This is a genomic window from Achromobacter sp. ACM04, from assembly GCF_014851465.1.
Taxonomy (GTDB): domain Bacteria; phylum Pseudomonadota; class Gammaproteobacteria; order Burkholderiales; family Burkholderiaceae_B; genus Achromobacter; species Achromobacter aegrifaciens.
The window spans coordinates 2,087,615-2,112,094 of sequence record NZ_JACUZS010000001.1 but is presented as its reverse complement, the minus strand read 5'-3'; the positions used below and the strand labels follow the sequence as shown (position 1 = coordinate 2,112,094).

Annotated in this window: 22 protein-coding genes; 10 read left to right on the top strand and 12 right to left on the bottom strand. The window is 67.8% G+C overall.

What is annotated here, in order from left to right; translation table 11 throughout:
- Positions 1-7 precede the first annotated feature (7 nt).
- Genes IB259_RS09815 through IB259_RS09805 form a run of 3 tightly spaced genes read left to right on the top strand, consistent with a single transcriptional unit; the run spans position 8 to position 2,996 of the window.
- Entirely contained in the window at positions 8-1,114 is a 1,107-nt protein-coding gene (locus IB259_RS09815) for a methionine ABC transporter ATP-binding protein (protein WP_054452714.1), read from the top strand.
- Positions 1,095-1,751 (top strand): methionine ABC transporter permease, encoded by a 657-nt coding sequence (locus tag IB259_RS09810; RefSeq protein WP_059372625.1) that lies wholly within the window; start codon positions 1,095-1,097, stop codon positions 1,749-1,751. The genes IB259_RS09815 and IB259_RS09810 overlap by 20 nt, the downstream gene beginning before the upstream one ends.
- A gap of 54 nt (positions 1,752-1,805) precedes the next feature.
- Complete coding sequence (locus IB259_RS09805; RefSeq protein ID WP_192328686.1) at positions 1,806-2,996, top strand: PLP-dependent aspartate aminotransferase family protein; 1,191 nt, start codon at positions 1,806-1,808, stop codon at positions 2,994-2,996.
- On the opposite strand, the gene IB259_RS09800 is transcribed toward IB259_RS09805, so the two are convergent.
- The gene (locus tag IB259_RS09800) at positions 2,971-3,432 is read right to left on the bottom strand and encodes a hypothetical protein (protein ID WP_166738276.1); all 462 of its coding nucleotides are present in this window, start codon (positions 3,430-3,432) and stop codon (positions 2,971-2,973) included. The two genes, IB259_RS09805 and IB259_RS09800, sit on opposite strands and share 26 nt — an antisense overlap.
- 187 nt (positions 3,433-3,619) lie before the next feature.
- Here IB259_RS09800 and ppk2 point away from each other — a divergent pair, with 187 nt between their 5' ends.
- Positions 3,620-4,852: a polyphosphate kinase 2 gene (ppk2, locus tag IB259_RS09795; RefSeq protein ID WP_054452704.1), complete on the top strand. Its 1,233-nt coding sequence runs from the start codon at positions 3,620-3,622 to the stop codon at positions 4,850-4,852.
- 4 nt (positions 4,853-4,856) lie between these two features.
- Here the strand turns inward: ppk2 and IB259_RS09790 are convergent, their stop codons facing one another.
- Genes IB259_RS09790 through IB259_RS09780 form a run of 3 tightly spaced genes read right to left on the bottom strand, consistent with a single transcriptional unit; the run spans position 4,857 to position 8,343 of the window.
- A complete protein-coding gene (locus IB259_RS09790; protein WP_119449945.1) occupies positions 4,857-5,210 on the bottom strand; it encodes a DOPA 4,5-dioxygenase family protein in 354 nt (117 codons plus the stop codon).
- A 19-nt stretch (positions 5,211-5,229) separates the two neighbouring features.
- Positions 5,230-5,589 (bottom strand): translation initiation factor Sui1, encoded by a 360-nt coding sequence (locus IB259_RS09785; protein WP_054453658.1) that lies wholly within the window; start codon positions 5,587-5,589, stop codon positions 5,230-5,232.
- 57 nt (positions 5,590-5,646) lie between these two features.
- Positions 5,647-8,343: a LuxR C-terminal-related transcriptional regulator gene (locus tag IB259_RS09780; protein ID WP_225596790.1), complete on the bottom strand. Its 2,697-nt coding sequence runs from the start codon at positions 8,341-8,343 to the stop codon at positions 5,647-5,649.
- Between the two features lie 179 nt (positions 8,344-8,522).
- On the opposite strand from IB259_RS09780, the gene IB259_RS09775 reads away from it, so the two are divergent.
- The 3 genes from IB259_RS09775 to IB259_RS09765 are packed head-to-tail and all read left to right on the top strand — an operon-like array spanning position 8,523 to position 12,257.
- A complete protein-coding gene (locus IB259_RS09775; RefSeq protein WP_054452695.1) occupies positions 8,523-9,746 on the top strand; it encodes an ABC transporter substrate-binding protein in 1,224 nt (407 codons plus the stop codon).
- On the top strand, positions 9,743-10,819 hold the full coding sequence (locus IB259_RS09770) for an alcohol dehydrogenase catalytic domain-containing protein (RefSeq protein WP_192328683.1): 1,077 nt from the start codon (positions 9,743-9,745) through the stop codon (positions 10,817-10,819). The genes IB259_RS09775 and IB259_RS09770 overlap by 4 nt, the downstream gene beginning before the upstream one ends.
- 4 nt (positions 10,820-10,823) lie before the next feature.
- The gene (locus IB259_RS09765; protein ID WP_192328680.1) at positions 10,824-12,257 is read left to right on the top strand and encodes an aldehyde dehydrogenase family protein; all 1,434 of its coding nucleotides are present in this window, start codon (positions 10,824-10,826) and stop codon (positions 12,255-12,257) included.
- 54 nt (positions 12,258-12,311) lie between these two features.
- Here IB259_RS09765 and IB259_RS09760 read toward each other — a convergent pair whose 3' ends face one another.
- Positions 12,312-12,692 carry an RNA-binding S4 domain-containing protein gene (locus IB259_RS09760; RefSeq protein WP_175164246.1) on the bottom strand — a complete coding sequence of 127 codons (381 nt, stop codon included), beginning with the start codon at positions 12,690-12,692 and terminating at the stop codon, positions 12,312-12,314.
- 184 nt (positions 12,693-12,876) lie between these two features.
- On the opposite strand from IB259_RS09760, the gene IB259_RS09755 reads away from it, so the two are divergent.
- On the top strand, positions 12,877-14,733 hold the full coding sequence (locus tag IB259_RS09755; protein WP_054452686.1) for an ABC transporter ATP-binding protein/permease: 1,857 nt from the start codon (positions 12,877-12,879) through the stop codon (positions 14,731-14,733).
- Between the two features lie 18 nt (positions 14,734-14,751).
- Here IB259_RS09755 and IB259_RS09750 read toward each other — a convergent pair whose 3' ends face one another.
- Positions 14,752-15,555: an aspartate dehydrogenase gene (locus IB259_RS09750; RefSeq protein WP_054452684.1), complete on the bottom strand. Its 804-nt coding sequence runs from the start codon at positions 15,553-15,555 to the stop codon at positions 14,752-14,754.
- Positions 15,556-15,731: 176 nt separating this feature from the next.
- Between IB259_RS09750 and IB259_RS09745 the strand changes: the two genes are divergently transcribed.
- Positions 15,732-16,229 carry a GNAT family N-acetyltransferase gene (locus tag IB259_RS09745; RefSeq protein ID WP_192328677.1) on the top strand — a complete coding sequence of 166 codons (498 nt, stop codon included), beginning with the start codon at positions 15,732-15,734 and terminating at the stop codon, positions 16,227-16,229.
- Here IB259_RS09745 and IB259_RS09740 read toward each other — a convergent pair.
- The 4 genes from IB259_RS09740 to IB259_RS09725 all read right to left on the bottom strand — a co-directional run bounded on the left by IB259_RS09740 (position 16,202) and on the right by IB259_RS09725 (position 21,307).
- Entirely contained in the window at positions 16,202-17,158 is a 957-nt protein-coding gene (locus IB259_RS09740) for a BMP family ABC transporter substrate-binding protein (RefSeq protein WP_192328675.1), read from the bottom strand. The genes IB259_RS09745 and IB259_RS09740 overlap by 28 nt on opposite strands.
- Positions 17,155-18,132 (bottom strand): tripartite tricarboxylate transporter substrate binding protein, encoded by a 978-nt coding sequence (locus IB259_RS09735; protein WP_192328672.1) that lies wholly within the window; start codon positions 18,130-18,132, stop codon positions 17,155-17,157. Before IB259_RS09735 ends, IB259_RS09740 begins: the two co-directional genes overlap by 4 nt.
- Before the next feature lie 148 nt (positions 18,133-18,280).
- A complete protein-coding gene (locus IB259_RS09730) occupies positions 18,281-19,669 on the bottom strand; it encodes an amidohydrolase (protein WP_088156934.1) in 1,389 nt (462 codons plus the stop codon).
- A 144-nt stretch (positions 19,670-19,813) separates the two neighbouring features.
- Entirely contained in the window at positions 19,814-21,307 is a 1,494-nt protein-coding gene (locus IB259_RS09725) for an MFS transporter (protein ID WP_192328669.1), read from the bottom strand.
- Positions 21,308-21,450: 143 nt separating this feature from the next.
- Between IB259_RS09725 and IB259_RS09720 the strand changes: the two genes are divergently transcribed.
- Positions 21,451-22,083: a TetR/AcrR family transcriptional regulator gene (locus IB259_RS09720; RefSeq protein ID WP_192328666.1), complete on the top strand. Its 633-nt coding sequence runs from the start codon at positions 21,451-21,453 to the stop codon at positions 22,081-22,083.
- A 37-nt stretch (positions 22,084-22,120) separates the two neighbouring features.
- On the opposite strand, the gene IB259_RS09715 is transcribed toward IB259_RS09720, so the two are convergent.
- On the bottom strand, positions 22,121-23,071 hold the full coding sequence (locus tag IB259_RS09715; protein WP_119449940.1) for a tripartite tricarboxylate transporter substrate binding protein: 951 nt from the start codon (positions 23,069-23,071) through the stop codon (positions 22,121-22,123).
- Positions 23,072-23,144: 73 nt separating this feature from the next.
- A complete protein-coding gene (locus tag IB259_RS09710; protein ID WP_192328663.1) occupies positions 23,145-24,413 on the bottom strand; it encodes a carboxylesterase family protein in 1,269 nt (422 codons plus the stop codon).
- Positions 24,414-24,480: the final 67 nt, after the last annotated feature.

Here is a 24,480-nt window from a genome sequence, read left to right as displayed (position 1 = left end):
TCGGGCAATGATGCAACACGAATTCTCCATGGCCGAGCTGGCCGACGCCGCACCGCGACCGCAGGCCGTTGATGCGCACGTCGTGTTCGAAGGGCTGCAGAAGCGCTACGAGGGCGCGCAGGGGCCGGTGGCCGCGCTGTCCGACGTGTCGTTTTCCATCGCCCGCGGCGAGGTCTTCGGCATCATCGGACGCAGCGGCGCAGGCAAGTCCACGCTGCTGCGTTCCATCAACATGCTGGAGCGGCCCAGCGCCGGCCGGGTGCGGGTGGACGGCGTGGATGTGGGCGGCCTGGACGAGAACGCGCTGGTGGGGCTGCGCCGTCGCATCGGCATGATCTTCCAGCACTTCAACCTGCTGTCGGCCAAGACCGTGGCCGAGAACGTGGCCTTGCCTTTGCGCGTGGCGGGCGTCAGGCCCGCCGCGGCGCGGGCTCGGGTGGAGGAACTGCTGGAACTGGTGGGGCTGCGCGACAAGGCCGATGTCTATCCGGCCAAGCTGTCCGGCGGCCAGAAGCAGCGGGTGGGCATCGCCCGCGCGCTGGTGCATGAACCGGAGATCCTGCTGTGCGACGAAGCCACGTCGGCGCTGGACCCGGAAACCACGCAGTCGATCCTGGCCTTGTTGCTGGACATCAACCGCAAGCTGGGCCTGACGGTGGTGCTGATCACGCACGACATGGCGGTGATCCGCGAGGTCTGCCACAGGGTGCTGGTGCTGGATGGCGGCCGCAAGGTCGAGGAAGGCGAGGTCTGGCGCGTGTTCGGCAATCCCCAGGCCGATGCCACGCGGGCCTTGCTGCGGCCCTTGCAGCACGACTTGCCCGCCGATCTTGCCGGCAGGCTGGTGCCCGACCTGCAGGGCCGCGCGGGCATAGCGGTGCTGCGGCTGCGCTTTACGGGGCAGGGGCGTCCGGATGGCGTGTCCCTGCAGGCGTTGGCCGCGCTCGGCGCCGGTGCGACGCTGCTGCATGGCGGACTGGACCGCTTGCGCGGCCATGCGCAGGGCAGCCTGCTGGTGTCCGTGCCTGCGGACGCATTACAGGAAGAGGCCGCGCGCGCCGCGCTGGTGGCCGATCAGATCAAGGTGCTGGGTTATGTCGCTGCCGATGCTTGATAAATACCTGCAGGCGTTCCTGCAGACCCTGGCGATGGTGAGCGTCTCTGCCGTCATCGCCATCGTTTTGGGCCTGGCGCTGGCTGTGGTGCTGACCGTCACCGCGCCGGGCAATCTCTATCCCAGGCCGCGCTTCAACAAGGTCCTGTCGGTGACGGTCAATACCTTCCGCGCCATCCCCTTCATCATCCTGCTGGTGGCGATGCTGCCGTTCACGCGCTTCCTGGTGGGTACCACGCTGGGCACGTGGGCCGCCATCGTGCCGCTGTCGGCCAATCTGGTGCCGTTCTTCGCGCGCATCGCCCAGGTCAGCCTGAACGACGTGGACCACGGGTTGGTGGAGGCCGCCAGGGCCATGGGGTGCCGTCGCTGGCACATCGTGCGCCACGTGCTATTGCCGGAAGCCTTGCCGGGCATCATCGGCGGCATGACCGTCAGCGTCATCGCAATGATCAACGCCTCGGCCATGGCAGGCGCCGTAGGCGCCGGCGGCCTGGGCGATCTGGCGATCCGCTATGGCTACGAACGCTACGAGACGCGCGTGATGTTCGAGGTGATCGTGATCCTGATCGCGCTGGTCTCCATCGTGCAATTCACCGGTGAATGGCTGTCGCGCCGCGCCGACCACAAACGCTGATTCCGCGCCGGGGCTGTGCGCCCCGGCCTTACCCGAACATACAGGAACGCTGAAATGTCCGAGTCCCCGCAACACGGTTTTGCCACGCGCGCGATCCACCTGGGCTATGACCCGCTGGACGAGCAGGGCGCCTTGTCTCCGCCCCTCTACCTGACTTCCACATACACCCAGGACGGCATCGAGTCCTTCGACCAGATCCGCCTGGGCGAAAAGCAGGGTTACGTCTACGGCCGCACCCGCAATCCGACGCAGGCGCTGCTGGAAGAGCGCCTGGCTTCGCTGGAAGGCGCCGAAGCCGGCGTGGTGACCGCGTCCGGCATGGCGGCGATTTCGGCGACCCTGTTCTCGCTATTGCAAAGCGGCGATGAAATCGTCGTGGACCAGATTGTGTACGGCACCGCCTTCACCCTGTTCACGCAGGGACTGGCGCGCTTTGGCGTGCGCGCGGTATTCGCCGACTTCACCCGCCCCGAGACCGTAGCCGCGGCCATCGGTCCCAAGACACGCGCGGTCTATTTCGAGACGCCGGCCAATCCCAACCTGCGCCTGGTGGATATCGCGGCGGTGTCCGCCATTGCCCGCGGCAAGGGGCTGCTGACCATCGTCGACAACACCTTCGCGACGCCGGTGCTGCAGCGTCCGCTGGAGCATGGCGCCGACATTGTGCTGCATTCGGCCACCAAGTACCTGGGCGGCCACGGCGACCTGCTGGCCGGCGCCGTGCTGGGGCGCAAGGAACACATCGACGCCATCCGGCTGCAAGGGCTGCGCTACTTCACGGGCGCCACCTTGTCGCCGTTCACCGCCTTCCTGGTGCTGCGCGGCATCAAGACGCTGGAGCTGCGCGTGGCGCGCCACAGCGAATCCGCCTTGAAGGTGGCCAGGCTGTTGCGCGAGCATTCCGCGGTGGCCGACGTGTTCTATCCCGGCCTGGCGGATACGGCGGGCGCGGAGATCGCGCGTCGCCAGCAATCGGCCGGCGGCGGCCTGGTCGCGTTCGAACTCAAGGGCGGACTGGCGGCGGGGCGCGCGCTGCTCAACAACCTGAAGCTCGCGCGCATCGCGGTCAGCCTGGGCGATCCCGAAACCCTGATCCAGCATCCCGCGTCCATGACGCATGCCAGCTACTCGGCCGAGGATCGCGAACGCTACGGGCTGTCGGAGGGCTTGCTGCGGCTGTCGGTGGGCCTGGAGACGCCCGAGGACATCCTGGCCGATCTCAAGCAGGGCCTGGACCGGGTGTAGCGGCTGCGCGCCGCCACGCCACCCATTCCCCACTGTCCTCGAAGTTGCGTGGCCCGCGCGCGGCGGCGGCCAGCCCCGCGCGCAGTGCGTTCATGTCCAGCCCGGGCATGTTCCGTTGCAGGGCGGGAGGCAGCCGTTCGGCGTCCAGCGTGGCCTCGTCGAACTCCATGGCCATCAGCCCGCCGCCGTCGCTGGGCACGCGCAGGAACCACAGGCCTTCCATGTAGTCGCCCGACCAGGGGTCGGGAAAGACGGCCTGCGTATAGCGGAAGCCGAATTCATGGATCTCGCTCCAGGGCCAGAATTCCCGCTGGCCCAGCGCGCGCGCCAGTTCGCTGCTGCGCGTGAAGCCGGCTTCATCGAAGCTCAGGGTTTCGCGCAGGGGATCTTGGGGCGGGGTCGGGCCAGCTAATAGCCGTTTGATGAATGACCACATGGCGCAGGGGCGGGTGACGGGAGGCCAGTGTAGCGGCCTTGCGCTCTGCAAAAATGTTACAACGTTTGATCGAAGTCAAATCCGCAGGGCTGGGCTCGGAGTAGCGTTTGCGCTTTTCCCGACAGCGGCCCCAGGCGCAAGCCTGACAGGCGCGGGCAGGACGATCAGCGTAGCGAGGACAGGATCGATGACAGACAAGACAACGCCAGCCACCGAACAAGCCGTAGCCGAGACGCCGCGCAAGCGCGCGGCCAAGCGGACCGCAGGCGCTGACACCAGGGCGGTCACCAAGCCGGCCGTCAAGACGGTAGTCAAGACCGTCGTCACGCCAGTGACCACCAGCCGCAAGCCGCGCGCGGCCAAGACGCCCGCGGCGGGCGACGCCGTGTCGGCCGCGGCCGCCGCCGAGCCGGCTCTCGATGTGCGCAAGCGCGTCGTCGCGCGCCAGGACGCCGCGCGTCAGGAGACGGTGGCCGTGCTGGCCGATATCGCCCGTCGCTACAACGTCAGCGCACCGGCCCAGGCGCGCGAGGCGCTGCGCTCGGTCATCGAGGAACTGTCGCCGGACGACGCGCAGGCCGTGCATCGCGCGCTGCTGGAAGCCAATTCGGCAGCGCCGCGCACGCGCCGCAATCCTGACGATGAACTGGCCGCGGACTGGCGCGAAGGCATCTATCCCTATCGCCACCGCATGCTGCGCCGTAACTACGAAAAGCAGAAGTACAACCTGCAGGTCGAACTGCTGAAGCTGCAGGCCTGGGTCAAGGCCACCGGCCAGCGCGTCGTGATCCTGTTCGAAGGCCGCGACGCCGCCGGCAAGGGCGGCACCATCAAGCGCATGATGGAACACCTGAACCCGCGCGGCGCGCGCGTGGTCGCATTGGAGAAGCCCTCCGATACGGAAAAGGGCCAGTGGTACTTCCAGCGCTACGTGCAGCATCTGCCCACCGCGGGCGAGATCGTCATGTTCGACCGCTCCTGGTACAACCGCGCCGGCGTGGAGCGCGTAATGGGCTTCTGCACCCAGAACGAATACCTGGACTTTCTGCGCCAGGTGCCGGATTTCGAGCGCCATCTGGTCAGCAGCGGCATTCACCTGATCAAGTTCTGGTTCTCGGTCAGCCAGGAAGAGCAGCGCCGCCGTTTCCTGCAGCGCAAGGTGCATCCGCTCAAGCAGTGGAAGCTCAGCCCGGTGGACCTGGCCTCGCTGGACAAATGGGACGACTACACCCGGGCCAAGGAGGCGATGTTCGCGCACACCGACACGGCCGATGCGCCCTGGGTGGTGGTCAAGTCCGACTGCAAGAAGCGCGCGCGTATCAACGCGATGCGCTACGTGCTCAGCCGCCTGCCGTACGAAGGCAAGAGCAGCGATCCCATGATGGCGCTGGATTCGCTGATCGTGGGCCGCGCGCTGTAGCTGCTCAGGCGCCCAGCGCCTGCAGGTTCAGCGTGTAGCTGCGTCCGATCCACACCGCGCAGTCGCGGTGGTCGCGCAGGGAGTCGCCTGTGTTGGGATGCATGAAGACATCCAGCGCCCCGTGGTGCAGCGTCAGCCAGGTGGCGATCTCCGCGAAGCGCTCGGGCGTGAAGGCAATCTGGTAGCTCCACTGGGGATGCGGGCCGACGGGGCGCTCATGGAAGCGCCCCAGCTCCATCTGGCCGGCGAAGCGCGCGGCGATCCGTTCGCGCAGGGCGTGGGCGGCGTCGCGGCTGGCGGCGTCGAAATAGACATGGGCGTGCCAACTGGCGACGGCGCTGGTTTGGGGTTCGGTCATCGCTGGTGCTCCGTCGGTGTCAGCCGCCCGCGCGCTTGGCGCGGATGCCTTGTTTTTGCAGGGATTCCATGACGCGCTCGCAGTGGTCGCCCTGGATTTCGATCACGCCGTCCTTTACCGTTCCGCCGGAGCCGCAGGCGTTGCGCAGCTGTTTGCCCAGCGCATTCAGCGCCGCGCCGTCCAGTGCCAGGCCCTTGATCACGGTGACGCTCTTGCCGCCGCGCCCCTTGGTTTCGCGCGACACGCGGGCCACGCCATCGCCGGCGGGAATCGTCTGTGCCTGTTTGCACAGGCACTGCGCCAGCGGCTTGCGGCATTCGGGGCACATGCGGCCGCCGTCGGTGGAATAGACCAGGCCGCCTGTAGAACTGCTTTTCATGATGGACACGCGCAAAAGTCCCTATCTTAATCGCCGGCAGGCCAGCCAGTCCCGGCCTTACAGCAGACCGGCTTCGCGCGCCAGGGCCACGGCGCGGGTGCGGCTGTCGGCGCACAGTTTTACGTTCAGGTTGCGCAGATGGGTGCGCACGGTGCTTTCGGATACGAACAGGCGCTGGGCGATGGCGTTGTTGGAATGGCCGTCCGCGACCAGGCGCAGCACGTTCAGTTCCTTGGCCGTCAAGGCGTCGGCCGGCGCGCGCTCGGCGGCTGGCGCGGCCGGGCTGGCGTCCACGGGCATCCAGGCATGGCGTTGGAAACGGTTGAACCAGGCCTGGGCTGACGCGCAGCCATTCAACCATGCGCAGCCGACTGGCGAGGAGAAAAAGCGCGGCAATAGCGAGAGGAAGGCGCTGCCTTCGTCAGCCAGCACGCGGCATAGTCCCTCGCGCTGCGCCGTGTCCAGCAAGGTTGTCAGCTGCTGGTGGGCTTGCGCTTCATCGCCCGCGCGCGCCAGGGCGACGGCGCGGAATATCCCCAACTTGTAGGCGCGCCGGACGCGGCGGGCCGATACGGCGCGCGCAATGTCCGCATCCAGCTGGCGCAACGCATCCCCGGGCCTGCCCGTGTAGGACTGCACGCGCAGCATCCCCAGCCGCGGGTACAGCAAGTCGTTGGAAGGCAGGCGCAGCGTTTCGATGCGAGCCCACAGATCGTCGTCTTCCGCGCGCCTGAGCTCGTCGTGCGCGGCCTGCGGGTGTCCTTGCAGCAGCAGCACGCGCGCGCGCTCCACGCGAGCGCTGCCTGCAATCCGGGGCAGGCGGCGTTGATGGCCGAGGTACTCCAGTTCGCCCAGCAGATAAAAGGTCTGCACGATGTCGCCCGACAGAAAGGCGATGCGCGCCAGCATCACATAACCGAGTATCAGATGGTCCGGGTGTCCCGTGTCCCGCCCCAGCGGCACGTAGACGCGCAACAGCCGGGCAGCCTGCTCCAGATCGCCGGCTTCGTATACCCCGGCCGCGTACAGCACGCCGGCCCAGGCGTTGCCGTTGGCCTGGCCGTACGCGCCTTTGCGGGTGGAGTGGACCGCCATGCGGAAATGCGCGCCAGCCTGACGCATGCGGCCCTCCTGCAGGTCGATGATGCCCTCCACCGCTTCGGAATACATCTGATTGAAGGCGCTGGCGGCCAGGCTCTGCGCGCGGCGGGCGGCATCCAGCAGTTGTTGCGCTTCCTGGTAGCGGCCAAGCACGGCTGCGACGTTGGCCATGGCATTGGCCAAGGCAGTCGCGGCGAAGGTGGATGCGTTCGCCGCGGCGGCGATGCCGGGCATGCCGAGCGCGTAGGCCTCTTCGTGGCGATCGGTCATGGAGAGCAGCAAGGGCCGCAGGGCCTGCACGTGCGCGCGGACGTCGGGATCGGGGCTGCAAGCCAGCCTCAGCTCGTCCATCTGCAGCGATGCCTCGCTGGCGCCCCGCGTAAAACAGGTTGCCCACACCTGCACCGCCTGCAGCGCCGGGCGGCGGGCCAGGACGGCCGCGGGCAATTGCGTGAACCAGCGGGAGAGCAGCCGCATGCGCCCCTCGGCCAGCAGCGCTTCCGCGTGTGTCGCCAGCAAGGCGAGGGCCTGATCGAAGTCGCCGCCTTCGATGGCATGATCGATGGCAGGAACAGGACGGCCCTGCTCGGCGTACCAGCGGGAGGCCGCCAGATGCAGCGCGGGAATGTCCGCTGGATCCTGCTGCCGCAGTCTGGATTGCAGATAGCTCGCGAACAGGCCGTGGTAACGGTATTGAGCCGCATCCGCGGAGGAGCGCGACAGCAGGATCTGCCCGTCTTCGAGTTCGCGCAGGATGCTGCCGCAGTCCAGGTCCGGCAGCAAAGCCTGGCATAGCGCCGCGTTCAGTTGCTTCAGGATGCTGGTGCGCAACAGAAAGCGCCGCAACTCGGGCGTCTGTCCGGCGAGCACATCCTGGGCCAGATAGTCGGAGACGGACTGGTCGCTGCCCGAAAAGCGTTCGATGAACGCCGAGGCGGAGTCCTGTCGCGCCAGCGAGGCGCAGGCCAGCCAGAGCGCGGCGATCCAGCCTTCGGTCTTGTGATGAAGCTGGCCGATTTCGGCGCGCGTGATCGCAGGGTTGCGCCGGGCGAAGAACAGGGTGGTCTCGTCCAGCGAAAAGCAAAGCTGGGCGGCGTCGATTTCGAGCAGCCGGCCGTCGGCCCGCAAGCGTCCCAGTTCCAGGCCGGTGGCGTGACGCGACCCGATCAGCAGCCGGCCCTGTGGCGGCAGGCGGTTGATCAGGTTCTGCACGAAGTCCAGCACGCCTGGCGCGACGATGGACTCGAACTCGTCCAGCACCAGCGCAAAGGGGGCGGTTTGCGTAGCGATGGCTTCGATGAGGGCGAGCGCCAGCGCGTCGTCGGCCTCCATGTTCGCCAGCGCCCCGGGCGGTGCGGCCAAGGGTTCCAGCGCGGCGGTCAGGCATCGCAGAAAGCGCGGCAGATCGTTATCGCCGCGGTCCAGCGTCAGCCACGCACCGCGCACGGATTGCGCGCTCAAGCGGGCCAGGCACTGGGCTAGCAGCGTGGTCTTGCCATAGCCGGCGGGGCCGCGCGCGAGGACGATCTTGGGACTGCCGGGCGCACAGACCAGTGCACACAGCGATTCACGCGGGATGTGGTCGGCGTGGGCAGCGGGGATGCCGAGCTTGCCGCTGGCCAGCGCATGTCCGGGCGAAAACAGAGGGCGCATGATCTGCCTGTTGGGTGAGGAACGACTGCGCGCCGGCTCGGGGGAAACCCGCAAGCAACACGAAAATCGTCGCTTTGGACGAAGCTGAAAAATGCGTGCCTACGATACAAAAGGACTCGGGCCGGGGCAATAGGCCAGTTGCTGCGCAAATGGCGTTTACTCATAACGGAGACATATCGATGGCAATCGTGAAAACGGTGTACGCGTTGGCGGGCGCCGCTATCGTTGCGGCAGGCGCACAAGCGCAGCCAGCCGGCGGCCCAGTGAAGATCGGCGTAATGGCGGACATGAGCTCGGCGTATTCCGACATCGGCGGCAAGGGACTGGTAGAGGCCGCGCGCATGGCGGTGCAGGATTTCGGCGGCAGCGTGTTGGGCCAGCCGGTCGAGCTGGTGTACACCGATGGCCAGAACAAGGTCGACGTCGCCAGCGCGGCGACGCGGCGCTGGTTCGACCAGGATGGCGTGGACATGGTCACCGACTTGCCCACGTCGGCGCTGGCGCTGGCCATCAGCGAACTCGGCCGCGAAAAGAAAAAGATCGTCATGGTGACGAGCGCGTCGACCTCGGAATTGACCGCCAAGGCGTGTTCGCCCTACACCGTCCATTGGACCTACGATACCTACGCGCTGGCCAACGGTACGGGCGCGGCGGTGTCCGCACAGGGCGGCAAGGAATGGTATTTCATGACTGCGGATTACTCGTTCGGCTACGCGCTGCAGGCCGACGCCTCCGCGGTCATCGAGAAGAACGGCGGCAAGGTGCTGGGGGCTGTGCGTTCGCCCCTGAATACGCCGGACTTCAGTTCCTATCTGCTGCAGGCGCAGACTTCCAAAGCGGGCATCATCGGCCTGGCGCTGGGCGGCAACGACGTGATCAGCGCGATCAAGCAGGCGGCGGACTTCGGTATCGGCCGGCCGGGCGGCCAGCAGAAGCTGGTGGCGCTGCTGGCGTTCCTCTCGGACGTGAAGTCCATCGGACTGCCCCTGGGCCAGGGGCTGCTGTTGACCGAGGCGTTCTATTGGGACCAGAACGACGCCACGCGGGCCTGGTCGCAACGCTTCCAGGACAAGGTCGGGCGCAAGCCGACCATGACCCAGGCCGGTACCTACGGCGCGGTGCTGCATTATTTGAACGCGGTCAAGGCGGCCGGCACCAAGGACGCCGACGCCGTGATGGCCAAGATGCGGGAGACGCCCATCAACGATTTCATGACGCGCAACGGACGACTGCGCGCGGACGGGCGGGTGGTGCGCGACATGTATCTGTTCGAAGTGAAGAAGCCGGAGGAATCCCGCGGCGAGTGGGATCTGTACAAACAGGTGGCGGTCATCCCGGGCGACGTCGCATTCCGGCCCGAAGACCGCGGCGGCTGCCCATTGATCAAGCAGGCGATGCGATGATCAGCTATGACGTAACCGAATTTGGTCAGCCGCTGGTTCCCATCGAGCGCCCGGCGCCCGAACCGCAGGGCGCGCAGGTGTTGCTGCGGGTGCTTGCCGCGGGCGTATGCCATACCGACGTGCATACGTGGGAGGGCTACTACGATCTGGGCGGCGACAAGCGCCTGCGCGTGGAGCAGCGCGGCGTCACGCTGCCGTTGACTCTGGGCCATGAGACAGCGGGCGTGGTGGTCGCCGCCGGGCCAGACGCAAATGGGGTTGTCGCGGGACAGCGCTTTCTGGTGTATCCATGGATCGGTTGCGGCGACTGCAAGGTCTGCCGGCGCGGTCGCGAAAACCTGTGCGCCGCACCGCGCTTCCTGGGGATCTTTCGGCCGGGCGGCTATAGCGACCATATTCTGGTGCCGGACGCCCGCTACCTGATCGATATCGGCGACCTGCGACCAGAGCAGGCCGCGCCCTACGCATGCTCGGGCCTGACGTCCTACAGCGCCATCCGCAAGATTGCGCCGGAGGTGCTGCAGGCGGAAACTGTCGTAGTGGTCGGCGCAGGCGGCCTGGGCCTCATGTGCGTGAGCTTGCTGCGCGCCTTGGGGTGTCCGCAGGTGATCGTGCTGGAACCCGATGGGGCGCGCCGGGGCGCCGCGCTGGCCGCCGGCGCCAGCCTTGCCGTGGACGCGCATGCCGCAAACGCGCTGGACGAGGTTCGACGCGCCGCGGGCGAGATCTGGGCGGTGATCGATTGCGTGGGCGCGGCGGGCACGGTGAAGCAGGGCATGGATCTGCTGGCCAAAGGCGGGCAATTGATTTTGATCGGGCTGTTCGGCGGGGAATTGCCGCTGTCGCCGGCCTTGGTGCCCATGCGCGCCATCAGCATCGAAGGATCCTACATCGGCACGCTGGCCGAATTGCAGGAACTCATGACCTTGGTGCGGGAACGCGGGCCGCGCGCCATTCCGATTTCCTGCCGTTGCCTGCAGGACGCCCAGGCAGCGCTACTCGATCTGGCGGCTGGCCGCGTGGTGGGGCGCCAGGTCCTTTGTCCCGAACAACCCAACGCGAAACAGGCATAGAACCATGCAGCTGAATCTGGATTCCGGTTACACCATGACGGTGGATGGCCGCGCGGAAACGTCGGTGCAAACCTTCGATGTGCTCAATCCCGCCACGGAGGAACGCATTGCCACCGTGCCGGACGCGTCGCTGGCGCAGTTGAACGAAGCAGTCGCGGCCGCGACGCGCGCATTTGCGCAATGGAGCGAGACGGCCTTGGAACGGCGCCAGGCAGCGCTTCTTGCCATGGCTGACAGACTGGAGGAATACACCGAAGGCTTCATGCGCCTGCTCACGCGCGAGCAGGGCAAGCCTCACGCCGACGCGCGCGCCGAGGTCGGCCGTTGCGTCGCCTGGCTGCGCGCGACCGCGGCGCGCGATCTGCCCGCCACGCGGCTGGACGACGGCACCGGCCGCGTGTTCGAGACTCGCCATGTGCCTATCGGCGTGGTGGCGGCGATCGCGCCTTGGAATTTTCCGATGACGCTGGCCATCTGGAAGATCGCCCCGGCCTTGCTGGCGGGCAACACCGTCGTGTTGAAGCCGTCGCCATTCACGCCGCTGACTTCGCTCAAGATGGGCGAACTGTTTCGCGACCTGCTGCCGCCAGGCGTGCTGAACGTGGTGTGCGGCGGAGACCGGCTGGGGCCCTGGCTGACCGAGCATCCGGGCATCGACAAGATCGCCTTTACCGGCTCGACCGCGACGGGCAGGCGCGTCATGCAGAGCGCATCCGGCAGGCTCAAACGCATCACGCTGGAACTGGGCGGCAACGATGCCGCCATCGTGCTGCCGGACGTGGACGTGCGCGAGACGGCCGCCAAGCTGTTCTGGGGAGCGTTCCGAAATTCGTCGCAGTTTTGCCTGGCCACCAAACGGCTGTATGTGCATGAATCCATCTATGACGAGTTCGCCGCGGCGTTGGTGGAACACGCCCGGGGCGTCGTCATGGGAGATGGCGCGCAGCCGGGGACTGGCCTGGGGCCGATCCAGAACCGCCCGCAGTACGAGCGGGTCAAGGATCTCATCGCGGATGCGCATCGCAACGGCGTGCGCTTTCTGGCCGGTGGCGACATTCCGCAAGGCAAGGGCTATTTCGTGCCGGTCGCCATTCTGGACAATCCGCCGGACGATGCGCGCAGCGTGGTGGAAGAGGCGTTCGGACCGGTGCTGCCCTTGCTGAAATACCGGGACATCGACGAGGTCGTCCAACGCGCCAATGACACAGACTATGGACTGGGCGGGTCGGTGTGGTCCAAGGACCTGGCGCTGGCGCGGTCCATCGCGCGGCGCCTAGAAACCGGCACGGTATGGATCAACCATATCCACGCCATGTCGCCGGACGTGCCGTTCGGCGGGCGCAAGCAGTCCGGGTTGGGCGTGGAGAATGGGCTGGAAGGGCTGCTGGAGTACACCAGCGTGCAGACAGTGGCGGTGTTGGGGGACGAGGCTGCTTGAGCGCCGTGGAAGACGGCCGGGACATGCGTACGCGTTCCGGCGGCGCCCGGGGACTTACTTGCCCCGCATCTGGTCTATCAGCCGCCGGTCGCGCTTGGTCGGGCGTCCGGCTTCTATGCCCAGCGCGGGCTCGGGCGCCAGGCGGCGCATTTCCGCTGCGCGCTCACGCGCCGACACGCTTTCGGGCGTTTCCTCGTAGAGCTGGCGCGCGACGGGGGCGGGGCCGCGCACGCCGCTGACGGCCATCACCCGTACATGCAGCGCCGGGTCCTCCTTGCGCACTGTGACCAGATCGCCTGGCGCGACTTCGCGCGCGGGCTTGGCGGGCTGGTCGTTCACCAACACCCGGCCCTTGCCGATTTCCTGCACGGCCAGGCTGCGCGTCTTGTAGAAGCGCGCGGCCCATAGCCACTTGTCTAGCCGGATCTTGTCCATGGTTCCTTACCTGCCGGTATTGCTGCTCAGGCGCTCATGATAGCCGCCGTGGCCCGTCTTGCTGTCAGACGGCTTTCGATCGCCCCGCCGGAACGCTTAAGCCAGGCTTAAAACGGCTCCTGCGCCGGAACTCGATGCGTGCGTCTCGTCTAACCAGAAACGCGTATCGGAGGGCAATCGACTCATGGACCTGAACTGGCAGCAGCAACTGGCGGAAAGCGGGCTCTGGTTGGCGCGCGCGTTCGGCATTTCGGCCGTCGCGCTGGTGCTGGTCGGGGGCTTGCTTGCGCGCTACACGGACTGGGGACGCAAGTTCTGGCGGTTGGCGCGGCCGTATCTCGATCCCAGGCGCAGCTGGCGGCCCTTGTTGACGCTGGCGCTGCTGTTGTTCCTGGCGATGTTCGCCGTGCGCATGACGGTGTTGTTTTCGTTTTGGTACAACGGCTTCTACAGCGCGTTGCAGGCATTGGATCAGAGCGCCTTCTGGCGCTTTTTGGGCATCTTCTCGGTGCTGGCCTGTGTGCACGTGATGCGCACCCTGGCCGACAGTTATGCCGGGCAGGCTTTCGACATCCGTTGGCGCGTGTGGCTCAACGACAGGCTGACCCGCGACTGGCTGGGCGCGGGCGCCTACTACCGCGGCCATTTCGTCGACTCTCCGGTCGACAACCCCGATCAGCGCATCGAACAGGACATCGCCATGTTCGTGACGGGGTCGCGCACGCTGGCGATCGGCGCGCTGAGCGCGGTCGTCTCGCTGGTGGCGTTCACGTCCATCCTGTGGGGCCTGTCCGGCGCCTTGACGGTGGCGGGCGTGGAGATCCCGCGCGCCATGGTGTTCATGGTGTACCTGTATGTGATCGTGGCGACGCTGTTCGCGTTCAAGATCGGGCGTCCGTTGATCAAGCTGAATTTCCTGTCCGAGCGCCTGACGGCGAACTTCCGCTACGCGCTGGTGCGCCTGCGCGAGAACGCCGAGAACGTGGCGTTCTATCAGGGTGAGAACGTGGAGCGTGCCACCTTGTGGACGCGTTTCTCGGCCTACATCGCCAACTTGTGGGCGCGCGTGTACCGGGGGCTGAAGTTCGACGGCTTCAACCTGTCGGTGAGCCAGGTGGCCGTGGTGTTCCCATTCATCCTGCAGGCGCCGCGCTTTTTCAGCGGCGCGATCAAGCTGGGCGACGTGATCCAGACTTCGCAGGCCTTCGGGCAGGTGCAGGATTCCTTGTCGTTCTTCCGCACCTCCTACGACACCTTCGCGCAGTACCGCGCGACGCTGGACCGGTTGAACGGCTTTCTGGACGCCAACGAAGCTGCGCGCGTGTTGCCTTCGGTGCGGACGGAGAGCCTGCCGGACGGCCTGGATATCGAATCCGTGCAAGTGTCGCGCCCCGACGGCACGGTGCTGTTGCGCGACCTGAACCTGAACTTGCGGCCGGGCCAGGCCCTGCTGATCAAGGGACCGTCGGGCAGCGGCAAGACCACCTTGCTGCGCGCGCTGGCGGGCCTGTGGCCCTATGCGCAGGGTGCGGTGCGCCGGCCGCAGGGCGCCTCTGCCTTGTTCCTGTCGCAGCGGCCCTATCTGCCCCTGGGCGACTTGCGCGGCGCGGTCGCGTATCCGGGATTGGCGCAGCCCGAGGACGATGCGCGCCTGGCCGACGCGCTGCGGCTGGTCAACCTTGGACATCTGGCCGGGCGCCTGGATGAAGTCGCGGATTGGTCGCGCATGCTTTCCATCGGCGAACAGCAGCGCGTGGCGTTCGCGCGCGTGCTCTACAACCGGCCCGCCATCGTGTTCCTGGACGAGGCCACGTCCGCCACCGACGAAGGGTTGGAGCATGCGCTGTACAGTCTGCTGCGCGAGGCGCTGCCCTCATGCATGCTGGTCAGCGTGGGACATCGCAGCACGCTGGACGTGTTCCATACGCACAGGCTGGACCTGGATGGCGCCGGGAACTGGCGGGCGGGACCGATGGCGCGGGCGGGCGCTCCGGTAGAGCGCTTGCGCCCGGTGGACGGGCCGCGGCGGGCGGCGGCCTAGCGCGGCGCCCGCCGCGATTCAGGTACCCACGCGCAGCGGACCGGTCAGCTTGCGCAGCGCGGCGACCACGCTTTGCGCGGTGATGCGGCCGGTCTTGGGATTGGCCGACGGAATGTTCTGGATTTCCATCGAAAACGAGGCCGAGTCGGACACGACCTCGACGCGGTGCAGATTGCGTTCCAGCGAGGGATCGGCCCAGATTTCCAGCGTGGTCTTGTCCGGGCCGATGCCGGCCAGCGACACGCTGACCGCCACGTTCAGGTTGGCCGGAAAGCCCACCGCCGCTTCCCGTGGCGAGCCGCGGAAGATCAGGCGTGGCTCGGTGATGTCCGCGATATCGATGTTGTTGTCCGTCAGGTAGGGCGCGCCCAGCAGGCCGCGCACCGGCTTGCGCGTGATCATGGTGACGGAATGGATGACGCCCTCGGCGGCGGCCGTGATGGCGTCCAGGCCCAGGATGGCGCCCGAGGGCACCAGGATCTGGCCGTGGTGCTGGCGGGCCAGTTCGATCAGGTCGTCATGGCGCAGCAGCGCGCCCGAGCTCAGCACCACCATCTTCTTGCCGGCGCGCAGCACGGGTTCGGCGATGTCGCGGAACACCGCGGCGGGGGCGCATTCCACGACCACGTCGCAGTGTTCGTGCAGCGCATCTATGGTGGTGTAGGCGGGCGCGGCCTGAGTCCAGGCAAAGGCCGGCGGAGCCTTGGGATCGCGCACCGCGACGGCGGTGAGCGTCAGGCCGGGCACGCCGGCATCCAGGGATTGCGCCACGGCCTGGCCGATGGCGCCGAAGCCGGCGATGCCGACACGGTAGCTGTTCATAGGGGTCCAGAGTAGGGCCGCGGCGCGCCGCGGGCGGTTCGGAAAGGGGCTGGGCGCCGATGCGATGACGCGGCGCCGGGCTGCCGGCCACTGTAGCCACCGTGCCGGCAGGCGTCAATGCGGAATGGCGACTATGCCCGGCTACACTTTGCGCTTGAGCCTACAGGAGTCGAGGCATGCACATCCTTCCCGAAACACCGGACGACCGCGAGGCGATCTTCACGCTGACGCAGGCCGCCTTCAAAGACAATCCCCACAGCCAGCAGACCGAGGGCTACATCACCAACGCGCTGCGCGAGGCCGGCGCGCTGACGCTGTCGCTGGTGGCGCGGGTGGACGGGCGTGTCGCGGGCCATGTCGCGTTTTCTCCGGTGACGATCAGCGACGGTTCGGCGGACTGGTACGGCCTGGGGCCGGTCGCGGTGCTGCCGGAACTGCAAGGCCGGGGCATAGGCGCGGCCTTGATCCGGGACGGTCTGGCGCGCTTGAAGGCATTGGGTGCGGCGGGCTGCGTGGTGATGGGCGATCCGGCGTACTACACGCGATTCGGTTTTGCGCAGACGCCCGCGCTGACGTATCCCGGCGTGCCGCCGGAGTACTTCATGGCGCAGGTCTACACGGGTGCGGCGCATGGGGACGTTTCCTATCACCAGGCGTTCGAAGCGACCGCGTAGCCGGCGCGGGCAGGGGGCGGCAGCGTGAATTCCGGCCCCGCGTAGTCGGATGCAATGTCCAGGGTTCCCGCTGCGAGCCGGCCCGCCCACTCATCCAAAATACGGCGTTCTTCCGCGCCGACTTTCGTGCCCAGCACCAGCCGCAGCGACGCGGCTTCCTCCAGGCCGTAACGGGTCACGCGGCTCACCGCCAGCGCGCCCGCGGCATGGTCGGCGGCGGCGCGCTGCACGCACAGTCCCGAATCGGCCAGCGCCGATGCCAGATAGACCTGCGGGTCGCGCGCCACCCAGTCCAGCACATTGCCGATCTGCCACACGCCCGTTTCGCGGCACACGCGCGTCACGCCATCGCGGCCGCCGTCCATCATGGCAAACAGTACGCGGGCGTCGCGTGCGGACAGCGCGCGGGCCCAGGCCGCGCCCAGCGCCGGATCGTGCTGGTTGCCGCAGAAGGCGGTCAGCGGATCCTGGCCCGTGACGCGCCGCACGCCATCGGCATAGGCGGCGCGGCCCTTCAGGCCGGGCCGCACTTTTTCGCCGGACAGATGGGCGGCCCGCCCGTTGGCCGCGCGCAGGCCCGCCAACACCCCGGCAAGAAAAGCCGAGTGCTCTTGCTGGATCTCGTATGACGCGACGTTGGCGGCGGTGTGGTGCCCCTGCGTGATGGCGAACTGCGTGCGCGGATAGCGTGGCGCCACCTCGGCCACGGGCGCATCGCCCTGGCCGCCATGCACGATGACCAGGTCGGGAGCGGTGGCGCAAAGCTGTGCGAGGCGTTCGGCGCGCGCGGCGGCGTCGTGGTCGGCGATCCATTCCAGCTGCAAGGGCTGACCCGCTTGCGCGGCGCGTTCCGCGCCACGCACGGCCGCTTCGTTGAAGCCGCCACGGCCCGGATGGCCGAACAGCACAAGCACGCGGCGGGCGCTCACAGGCTGGCTCCCGTGGCGCGCACCACCGGTCCCCAGGCTGCGGCCTGGCGGCGGACGAAGTCGGTGAACTCGGCGGGGGATTTTTGCGCCAGCACGAAGCCCTGTCCTTCCAGTTTTCCGCGGATTTCCGCCGTGGCCAGCACCTGCGCGATGGCTTCGTTCAAGCGCTGAGAGACCGTGGCCGGCAAGCCGGCGGGACCGGACAGGCCGACGAAGTTCTCGGCGATCAGGCCCGGATAGCCCAGCTCGCCCACTGCGGGGATGTCGGGCGCCTGCGGCACCGGCTTGCTTGTGGTGACCGCCAACAGGCGCAGTTGGCCGGATCGCAGGAACGGCAGGTTCTGCGGCAACGCGTCCACCGCGAAGCGAATCTGGCCGCCCAGCAGATCGTTGCGCATGGCGCCAGATCCCTTGTACGGAATGTGCTGCAGGCGCGCGCCGGTTTGCCGGGCATACAGCTCGCCCACGATCTGGCCCACCGACGCCAGTCCGCCGCTGCCGTACTGCACCGGCTGGTCCTGCGCGCGGATCCAGGCGGTCAGCTCCGCAAAGCTGGATACCGGCACGGAAGGATGGACGACGAACACGGTGGGCACCGCGCCCAGGTACGCGATATGGTCGAAGCTGGCGAGCGCGTCGTATCCGCCTTGCGGCATCAGGGCGGGAGAAATGGACAGCGGCGCCGAGTTCGACATCAGCAGCGTGTAGCCGTCGTTGGGCGCCTGCGCGACCAGGCTCGCGCCTATGGTCGAGCCCGCGCCGGGCTTGTTTTCGATGACGATGGGCTGGCCCAGCCGTTCGGCCAGCGTGGGCGCGATGAGGCGCGCGGCGATGTCGCTCGCGCCGCCGGGCGGGAAGGTGACGATGAGCCGGATCGGACGCTCGGGCCAGGCGGATGCGCGCGCGATGCGCGGCCGCGCCAGCGGCAGCGCCAGTGCGCCGGCAAGCATGAAGGTTCGACGGGAGATCGGCATGGCGTGGCTTCTACGTGACTGCCGCGGGGGCGGCAAAGGGGCGTACTGTAGAAAGCCGGGCCGGGCCTGACAAAGAATTTGTAGCCGTTTGCTTATGCCCGCCGCATCGCGCGGCGGGCATTTTTCAAACGCGCGCGGGGCGCGCGGATCAGCTGCCTTTCTGCGCCTGCGCCATGTAGTCCACGGTCAGGTTCGACAGCGCGCGCACGCCGTTGATGAGGCCGGACTCATCGACGTAGAAGCGCGGCGAATGGTTCGGCGCAGCCTTCTCGACGTCGGTGCCCTTGGGCGTCACGCCCAGGTAGAAGAACATGCCCGGCACCTTCTCTTGATAGAACGAGAAGTCCTCCGACGCGGTGGACTTGGGCTGCAGGCCGTAGTTGCCTTCGCCCGCCACCCGCCGCAGCGTCGGGCCCATCTGCTCGGTCAGCGCGGGATTGTTGACGGTGGCGTTGTACAGCTCCACCACGCGCACGTCCGCCTTGGCGCCCGCGCTCTGCGCGATCATGTCCGCGGTGCGCGCGATGCGTTGGTGGATGTCCTTCTTCATGCCTTCGTCATACGTGCGGATGGTGCCGGTCATGGCCACGTTGTCCGGCACGATGTTCATGCGGTTGCCGCCGTGGATGGCGCCCACGGTGATGACCGCCGGCTCCAGCATGCTGTTGATCTGGCGGCTGGGGATGGTCTGCAGGCCCAGGATGATCTGCGAGCTGACCACGATGGGGTCGATGCCGGACCAGGGCCGCGCGCCGTGCGTCTGCTTGCCGGTGACGTCGATCCAGAACTGGTCGGCGGCGGCCATGGCGGGGCCGCTGCGCCAGCTGAGCTTGCCCGCCGGATAGGCGCTGGACACGTGCAGGCCGAAGATGGCGTCCACCTTGGGATTCTCCAGCACGCCTTCCTGCACCATCATCTTGGCGCCCCAGATCTTCTTGCCGTCGGGCTCGAAGTCGGCGGGGCTTTCCTCGGCGGGCTGGAAGATGAACTTCACGCTGCCGGGGAGCTGGTCCTTCATGCCGGCCAGGACTTCGGCCGTGGCCATCAGGATGGCGGTGTGGGTGTCGTGGCCGCAGGCATGCATCACGTCCACTTCCTTGCCCAGGTAGGTGCCCTTGGCCTTGGACGCGAAGGGCAGGTCCACTTGCTCCTTGACGGGCAGCGCGTCCATGTCGGCGCGCAGCGCCACCACCGGCCCGGGCTTGCCGCCCTTGAGCACGGCGACCACGCCAGTGCCGGCAACGCCGGTTTTCACTTCCATGCCAAGCGCGCGCAGGTGATCGGCGACCAGCTTGGCGGTGCGGTTTTCCTGGTTGCCCAGTTCGGGGTGTTCGTGGATATCTCGGCGCCAGGCGATGAGCTTGTCTTCGATGGCCTTGGCGCGTTGATCGATCTGCGCGGCCAATGCCGGATTGGGCGCGGGGACCAGCGGGCCTTGCGTGCCGGGCGCGCTTTGCGCGGCGGCCGGACCCGCCATCAGCAGGTGGGCGGCGAGCGCCAGCGGGGCCAGGCGGAACAGGGGTTTGCGGTAAGGCATGCTTTGCTCTCCTCGTGGTTGTTAACCTGTTATTGGACGAGGATCTTACCGAAGCGCAAGACGGCGCGAGCGTTTGTTACCAACGCTTAAAAACAGGCTGTTTTGATTCCGGCCGATGGAATTCCGCGCGCCGGAATCCGCGAGTCATGCGGCGTGCAGGACGTTCTTTGCGCCGCGCGCGAGGAACAGCAGCAACAGTGCCGCCAGCAACGATGCGGCGCCTGCGAAAAGCATGGCGGCATGGAAGCCGCCGGCCAGCGCGGCGGCGGCCAGTTCGGCCGCATTGGCGGGTTGCGCCGGCAGTTCATGCAAGGTGATGGCGGCCCGCGCCAGCGCCTGCGCGTCGGGCGCGCCCCGTTGCGCGAGCGAGGCCGTCAGCGCTTCGATGGCGCGTCCGCTCATCAGCGCGCCCAGGAGCGCGATGCCTATCGTCATGCCGGTCTGGCGCAGCGCATTCATGGTGGCGGAGACCATGCCGGAACGCTCGCGCGGCACCGTGGCCATCACGGCCATGCTGGTCGACGGCACGGCCAGGCCGGTGCCCAGGCCCAACAGGACCAGCAGGGAGCCGGACACGAGGTAAGGCGTGTGCGCTTCGAAGCGCGTCATGCCCAGCATGGCCAGGCCGATGAAGGCGAAGCCCGCGATCATCAGGCGCGGCAGGCCAAAGCGCAGGTTGAGCCGGCCGAACACCAGCGACACCAGCCCGGCCGCGGCGAACTGCGGCGCCAATTGCCAGCCGGTGGCCAGCGGCGACAACCCCTGAACGTGTTGCAGATAGAGCGAAAAGAAGAACAGGCTGCTGTAGGCGGAAAAGCCCAGCACGAAGGAGGCGAAGTTGGTGATGGCGAAGCCGGCATCGCGGAACAATCCCAACGGCAGGATGGGCCGCGCGGCGCGGTGCTCAACCCACAGAAAGGCGAGCAGCCCGACGGCGGCGATGGCGAGCGCGACCGTGGCTTGCGGTGCAGCCCAGCCGTGTTCGCCGGCGGCGATCAGCCCATAGGTCAGCGCGCCCAGCCACAGCACGCTAAGCGCCTGGCCCGCGGGATCGAAGGCTGCGTGTTCGGGATGGGCGCTTTCCGTGATGCTCCAGGCGCCCAGCGCGATGGCCAGCGCGCCCACCGGCAGGTTGATGAGGAAGATGCTCTGCCAGTTGAAGTGGGCGACCAGCACGCCGCCCAGCATGGGCCCCACGATGAGCGAAATTGCGTTGCACGAGGCCCAGATGCCGATGGCCTGGGCGCGTTCCTTGGGATCGGGAAAGGCCTGGGTCAGGAGCGACAGCGCGCCTGGAACCAGCAGGGCGCCGGCCACGCCCTGCACGGCGCGGCCGATCAGCAGCGCCGTCAGGTTGTCCGCCAGGCCGCACAGCGCGGATCCCGCGGTGAACAGCAGCACGCCGGCCAGCCAGGAACGCTTGCGTCCATAGCGGTCGCCCAAAGGCCCAGCGGACAGCATGAAGGCCGACAGGAATAGGGCGTAGGCGTCCACCACCCATTGCAGTCCGGCCATGTCGATGCGCAGGGCCGCCTGCATGGTGGGCAGCGCCACGTTGACGATGCTGATGTCCAGGATGGTGATGAAGCTGCCCAGGTTGACGGCGAGGACCAGGGCGCGGCGGCGTGCGGGATGCATGGCGGGATGCTGAGTGGGGGAAGGTGTATTCTATGCATCGACCGACCGTCGGTCAATGAAAAGAAGAACGATTCTCAGCTTTTGATCGCGGCCCTGTGCCTCCTCTACACTGGCGCCTTGCTGCTGACCTTACCCTGGACGATATGCCCGCTGCTCCCGCCGACCCGCTTTCCCTGCCTGGCACGGACGCCGCTCCCAAGCCCCGCACCAAGCCGGCCGCCGTGCGGCTGGACGAGTTGATGGCGGCTGCGCAAGCGCTCTTCATCCAGAAGGGTGTCGAGGCCACCACCATCAACGAGATCGTGGAACGCGCCGGCGTGGCCAAGGGCACGTTCTATCACTACTTCACGTCCAAGAACGACATGCTGGCGGCGCTGCGCGCCAAGTTCTCGCAAGGGTTCCTGGACCATATCGACAGCGAAGTGCGGGCCTGTGCGCCGGACGATGGCGTGGCGCGGCTGCGGGCCTGGACCCGCGCCGGCGTCGAGGCCTACTTCGACGGCTACGAGCTGCATGACGTGGTGTTCCACGACGCCCAGCATCCCGATCGCGGCGTGGCTGAAAAAAGCGCCGTGCTGGAACAGCTGGAAGCGATACTCGAGGCCGGCGCGCGTGCCGGCTGCTGGAAGCTGGACGATGCGGCGCTGGCCGCCATCGTCCTGTACCACGGCATGCATGGCGCGGTGGACGCCTCCATCGCGCAGGGCCGGCGCGACGCGCAAGCGTTGTCCGGCTCCTTGTCGGCGATGTTCCTGCGCACGCTGGGCGCGGCCTGAAGGGCGCGTCTTCAAACCCGCGCCGCTGCAAGCGCCGCTATTGCAGCTTGATGCCCAGTTCCTTGATCAGTGGTCCCATGTCGGCGCGGTCGGCTTCGATGGTCGCGGCCAGTTCCTCTGGCGTGCTGCCAATGGGAATCATGCCCAGGGTTTCCATCTGCGCGCGCATCGCGGGTTCCTTCAGTATGTCCGCCACTGATTTCTGGATCAGCGCCACGCGGTCGTCCGGAATGCCGGCGGGCGCCATCAGTCCGATCCAGGGCTGCGGCGCGTAGTCCTTCAGTCCGGATTCCTTCAGCGTGGGCGTGTCGGGCAGGCCGCCGAAGCGCTCCGGGCTGGTGATCGCCAGCGCGCGCAGGCGGCCGCTGTCGATCAGGCCCTTGGAACTCGAAGGCGCGTCCAGGCCTACGTCGAGCTGGCCGCCGATCAGGTCGTTCTGCGTCTTGCCCGACGAAGACGAGGGCACGTACAAGGCCTTGATGCCGGCGCGCCGCGCCGTCTGTTCCCAGACCAGGTGGAATGCCGTGCCGATGGAGAACGAGCCCACGCTGAGGTTGCGCGTCTTGCTTTCGCGCACGAAGTCTTCCCAGGTCTTGAGCGGACTGTCCTTGGGCACGATGAAGATGAAGGGCGTGCGCGCCACCAGCGAGATCGGCTTGAGGTCCTTCTGCGTATCGAATGGCAGGCTGTCCACCGCGAAGGGCACGATGGTGACGGACGAGGCCACGACCATGCCCAAGGTGTAGCCGTCGGGCGCGGACTTGACCAATGCGCCGGTGCTGATGATGCCGGACGCGCCCGGCTTGTTCTCCACCACCACGGGCTGGCCCCAGGCAGCGCCCAGTTTGCTGGCCAGCACGCGCAGCATGACGTCCACGGGACCGCCGGGCGGGTTGGACACGATGATCTTGACGGGCTTGTCGGGATAGGCGGCGGCAGCCGCCAGCGGCGCCAGCAGCGCCAGCGCGAGCGCGGTTTGCTTGAACATGGAATTCCCCTTGTTTTGGTGTGTTTGATGCGCGGGCAGCGTCCGCCCGCGGCCCCGCACATGCCGTCCCGGTTCAGGCCAGGATCTGCATGTGGGGGGCCGGCGGCCAGCCTGGCGCGTCGCCGCGGATGAACGCGATCCACGCCTGCTGCGTGGCGTGAGCAAGCTGCCGCGCCTGTTCCGCCGGCAGGCCGGCAAGCATGGGCGCGCCGGCGAATGCCGCCAATGTGTCGAAGACGAAGGGCAGCTCGATGCAATGGCAGGCGCCGAAGGCCGCCGTGGGCGCCACGTCAAAGCGCGCCAGCCAGGCTTGGCGGCCTTGGGCCGCGGCGTCGGCGGCCCACTGGCGCGAGGGCGCGCCGAATACCTCGTCGCCCAGGTCCTGGTCGGCAGCTGTGCGGCCATTGCCGGGAAAGGCGGCCATTTCGTCGCGCGTGTAGCAGACCAGCACGTCCGCGCGGGACGAGGCCCGCTTGAGCGCGGGGGCGATATCGTGCGGCAGTATTGCGCCGTCGAGCACCGGCGCGAACTGGCTACGGCTGCTGCCTTCGGCGCGCAGCGTTTCGGCGACGGCGGGCGCCTGCTGCGCCGCCAGCAATGCCGCCACGGGCAGTGCGCGCGCGGCATCCAGGGAATCGGCGCCCGCGGCCGCGAGGAAGGCCTGTCCCAGCGCATCGGCCTGCTTTGCGCTGCGAAACCCCCGGCCCAGCGCCGCGCTTTGCAGGATGGCGCGGGAGAAGCGCGGCTGGCGCGCCAGCATGGCGCAGATCGAGGATGCGCCCGCCGACTGGCCCATGACGGTGACTTGCTCGGGATCGCCGCCCAGGTCCTGGATGTTGTCCAGCACCCAATCGATGGCGGCTTCCTGGTCCAGCAGGCCTGCGTTGGCCGTCTGGCCAGGCACGTACAGCCAGCCCAGCGCGGCCAGCCGGTAGTTGACCGCGACCACCACCATGTCGCCGCGCTGCGCGAGGTTCGCGCCGTCATACCAGTCCAGCGCGCCGCCGCCGCTTTGCCAGGCGCCGCCATGCAGCCACACGACCACCGGCCGCCGCCTGCCGTCGGCGGCGGGCGTCCATACGGTCAGGTGCAGGCAGTCCTCGGATTGTTCGGCGTCGAAGTCGCCCATGGCGCCGCGCAGGCGCGAGGGCTGTTGCGGCGCGACCGGTCCCGGCCGGGTGGCGTCAAGCTTGCCGCGCCATGCTGCGGGCTGCGGCGGTGCGAAGCGCAGGCGGCCAACGGGCGCCTGCGCGTACGGAATGGCGCTGTAGCGGCACACGCCGCTCTCCTGCACGCCGGTCAGCGTGCCTGCCTGCAGCGACGCTTCCACGAACTGACTCATATCCTGCCCCTTGTTTCTGGTCTGTAGCCCGGCCGCGGCAGGCGCCGCGGCGGTCGGACTATGGTAG

Bases quoted from the DNA above. Each gene is read 5' to 3' on its own strand.
- IB259_RS09725 (WP_192328669.1), bottom strand. From the start codon at position 21,307: ATGCATCCCGCACGCCGCCGCGCCCTGGTCCTCGCCGTCAACCTGGGC.
- IB259_RS09780 (WP_225596790.1), bottom strand. From the start codon at position 8,343: ATGCGCCCTCTGTTTTCGCCCGGACATGCGCTGGCCAGCGGCAAGCTC.
- IB259_RS09750 (WP_054452684.1), bottom strand. From the start codon at position 15,555: ATGAACAGCTACCGTGTCGGCATCGCCGGCTTCGGCGCCATCGGCCAG.
- IB259_RS09710 (WP_192328663.1), bottom strand. From the start codon at position 24,413: ATGAGTCAGTTCGTGGAAGCGTCGCTGCAGGCAGGCACGCTGACCGGC.
- IB259_RS09760 (WP_175164246.1), bottom strand. From the start codon at position 12,692: ATGGACAAGATCCGGCTAGACAAGTGGCTATGGGCCGCGCGCTTCTAC.
- IB259_RS09770 (WP_192328683.1), top strand. From the start codon at position 9,743: ATGATCAGCTATGACGTAACCGAATTTGGTCAGCCGCTGGTTCCCATC.
- IB259_RS09720 (WP_192328666.1), top strand. From the start codon at position 21,451: ATGCCCGCTGCTCCCGCCGACCCGCTTTCCCTGCCTGGCACGGACGCC.
- IB259_RS09790 (WP_119449945.1), bottom strand. From the start codon at position 5,210: ATGACCGAACCCCAAACCAGCGCCGTCGCCAGTTGGCACGCCCATGTC.
- IB259_RS09755 (WP_054452686.1), top strand. From the start codon at position 12,877: ATGGACCTGAACTGGCAGCAGCAACTGGCGGAAAGCGGGCTCTGGTTG.
- IB259_RS09815 (WP_054452714.1), top strand. From the start codon at position 8: ATGATGCAACACGAATTCTCCATGGCCGAGCTGGCCGACGCCGCACCG.
- IB259_RS09765 (WP_192328680.1), top strand. From the start codon at position 10,824: ATGCAGCTGAATCTGGATTCCGGTTACACCATGACGGTGGATGGCCGC.
- IB259_RS09745 (WP_192328677.1), top strand. From the start codon at position 15,732: ATGCACATCCTTCCCGAAACACCGGACGACCGCGAGGCGATCTTCACG.
- IB259_RS09800 (WP_166738276.1), bottom strand. From the start codon at position 3,432: ATGTGGTCATTCATCAAACGGCTATTAGCTGGCCCGACCCCGCCCCAA.
- IB259_RS09735 (WP_192328672.1), bottom strand. From the start codon at position 18,132: ATGCCGATCTCCCGTCGAACCTTCATGCTTGCCGGCGCACTGGCGCTG.
- IB259_RS09730 (WP_088156934.1), bottom strand. From the start codon at position 19,669: ATGCCTTACCGCAAACCCCTGTTCCGCCTGGCCCCGCTGGCGCTCGCC.
- IB259_RS09805 (WP_192328686.1), top strand. From the start codon at position 1,806: ATGTCCGAGTCCCCGCAACACGGTTTTGCCACGCGCGCGATCCACCTG.
- IB259_RS09775 (WP_054452695.1), top strand. From the start codon at position 8,523: ATGGCAATCGTGAAAACGGTGTACGCGTTGGCGGGCGCCGCTATCGTT.
- IB259_RS09785 (WP_054453658.1), bottom strand. From the start codon at position 5,589: ATGAAAAGCAGTTCTACAGGCGGCCTGGTCTATTCCACCGACGGCGGC.
- IB259_RS09715 (WP_119449940.1), bottom strand. From the start codon at position 23,071: ATGTTCAAGCAAACCGCGCTCGCGCTGGCGCTGCTGGCGCCGCTGGCG.
- ppk2 (WP_054452704.1), top strand. From the start codon at position 3,620: ATGACAGACAAGACAACGCCAGCCACCGAACAAGCCGTAGCCGAGACG.
- IB259_RS09810 (WP_059372625.1), top strand. From the start codon at position 1,095: ATGTCGCTGCCGATGCTTGATAAATACCTGCAGGCGTTCCTGCAGACC.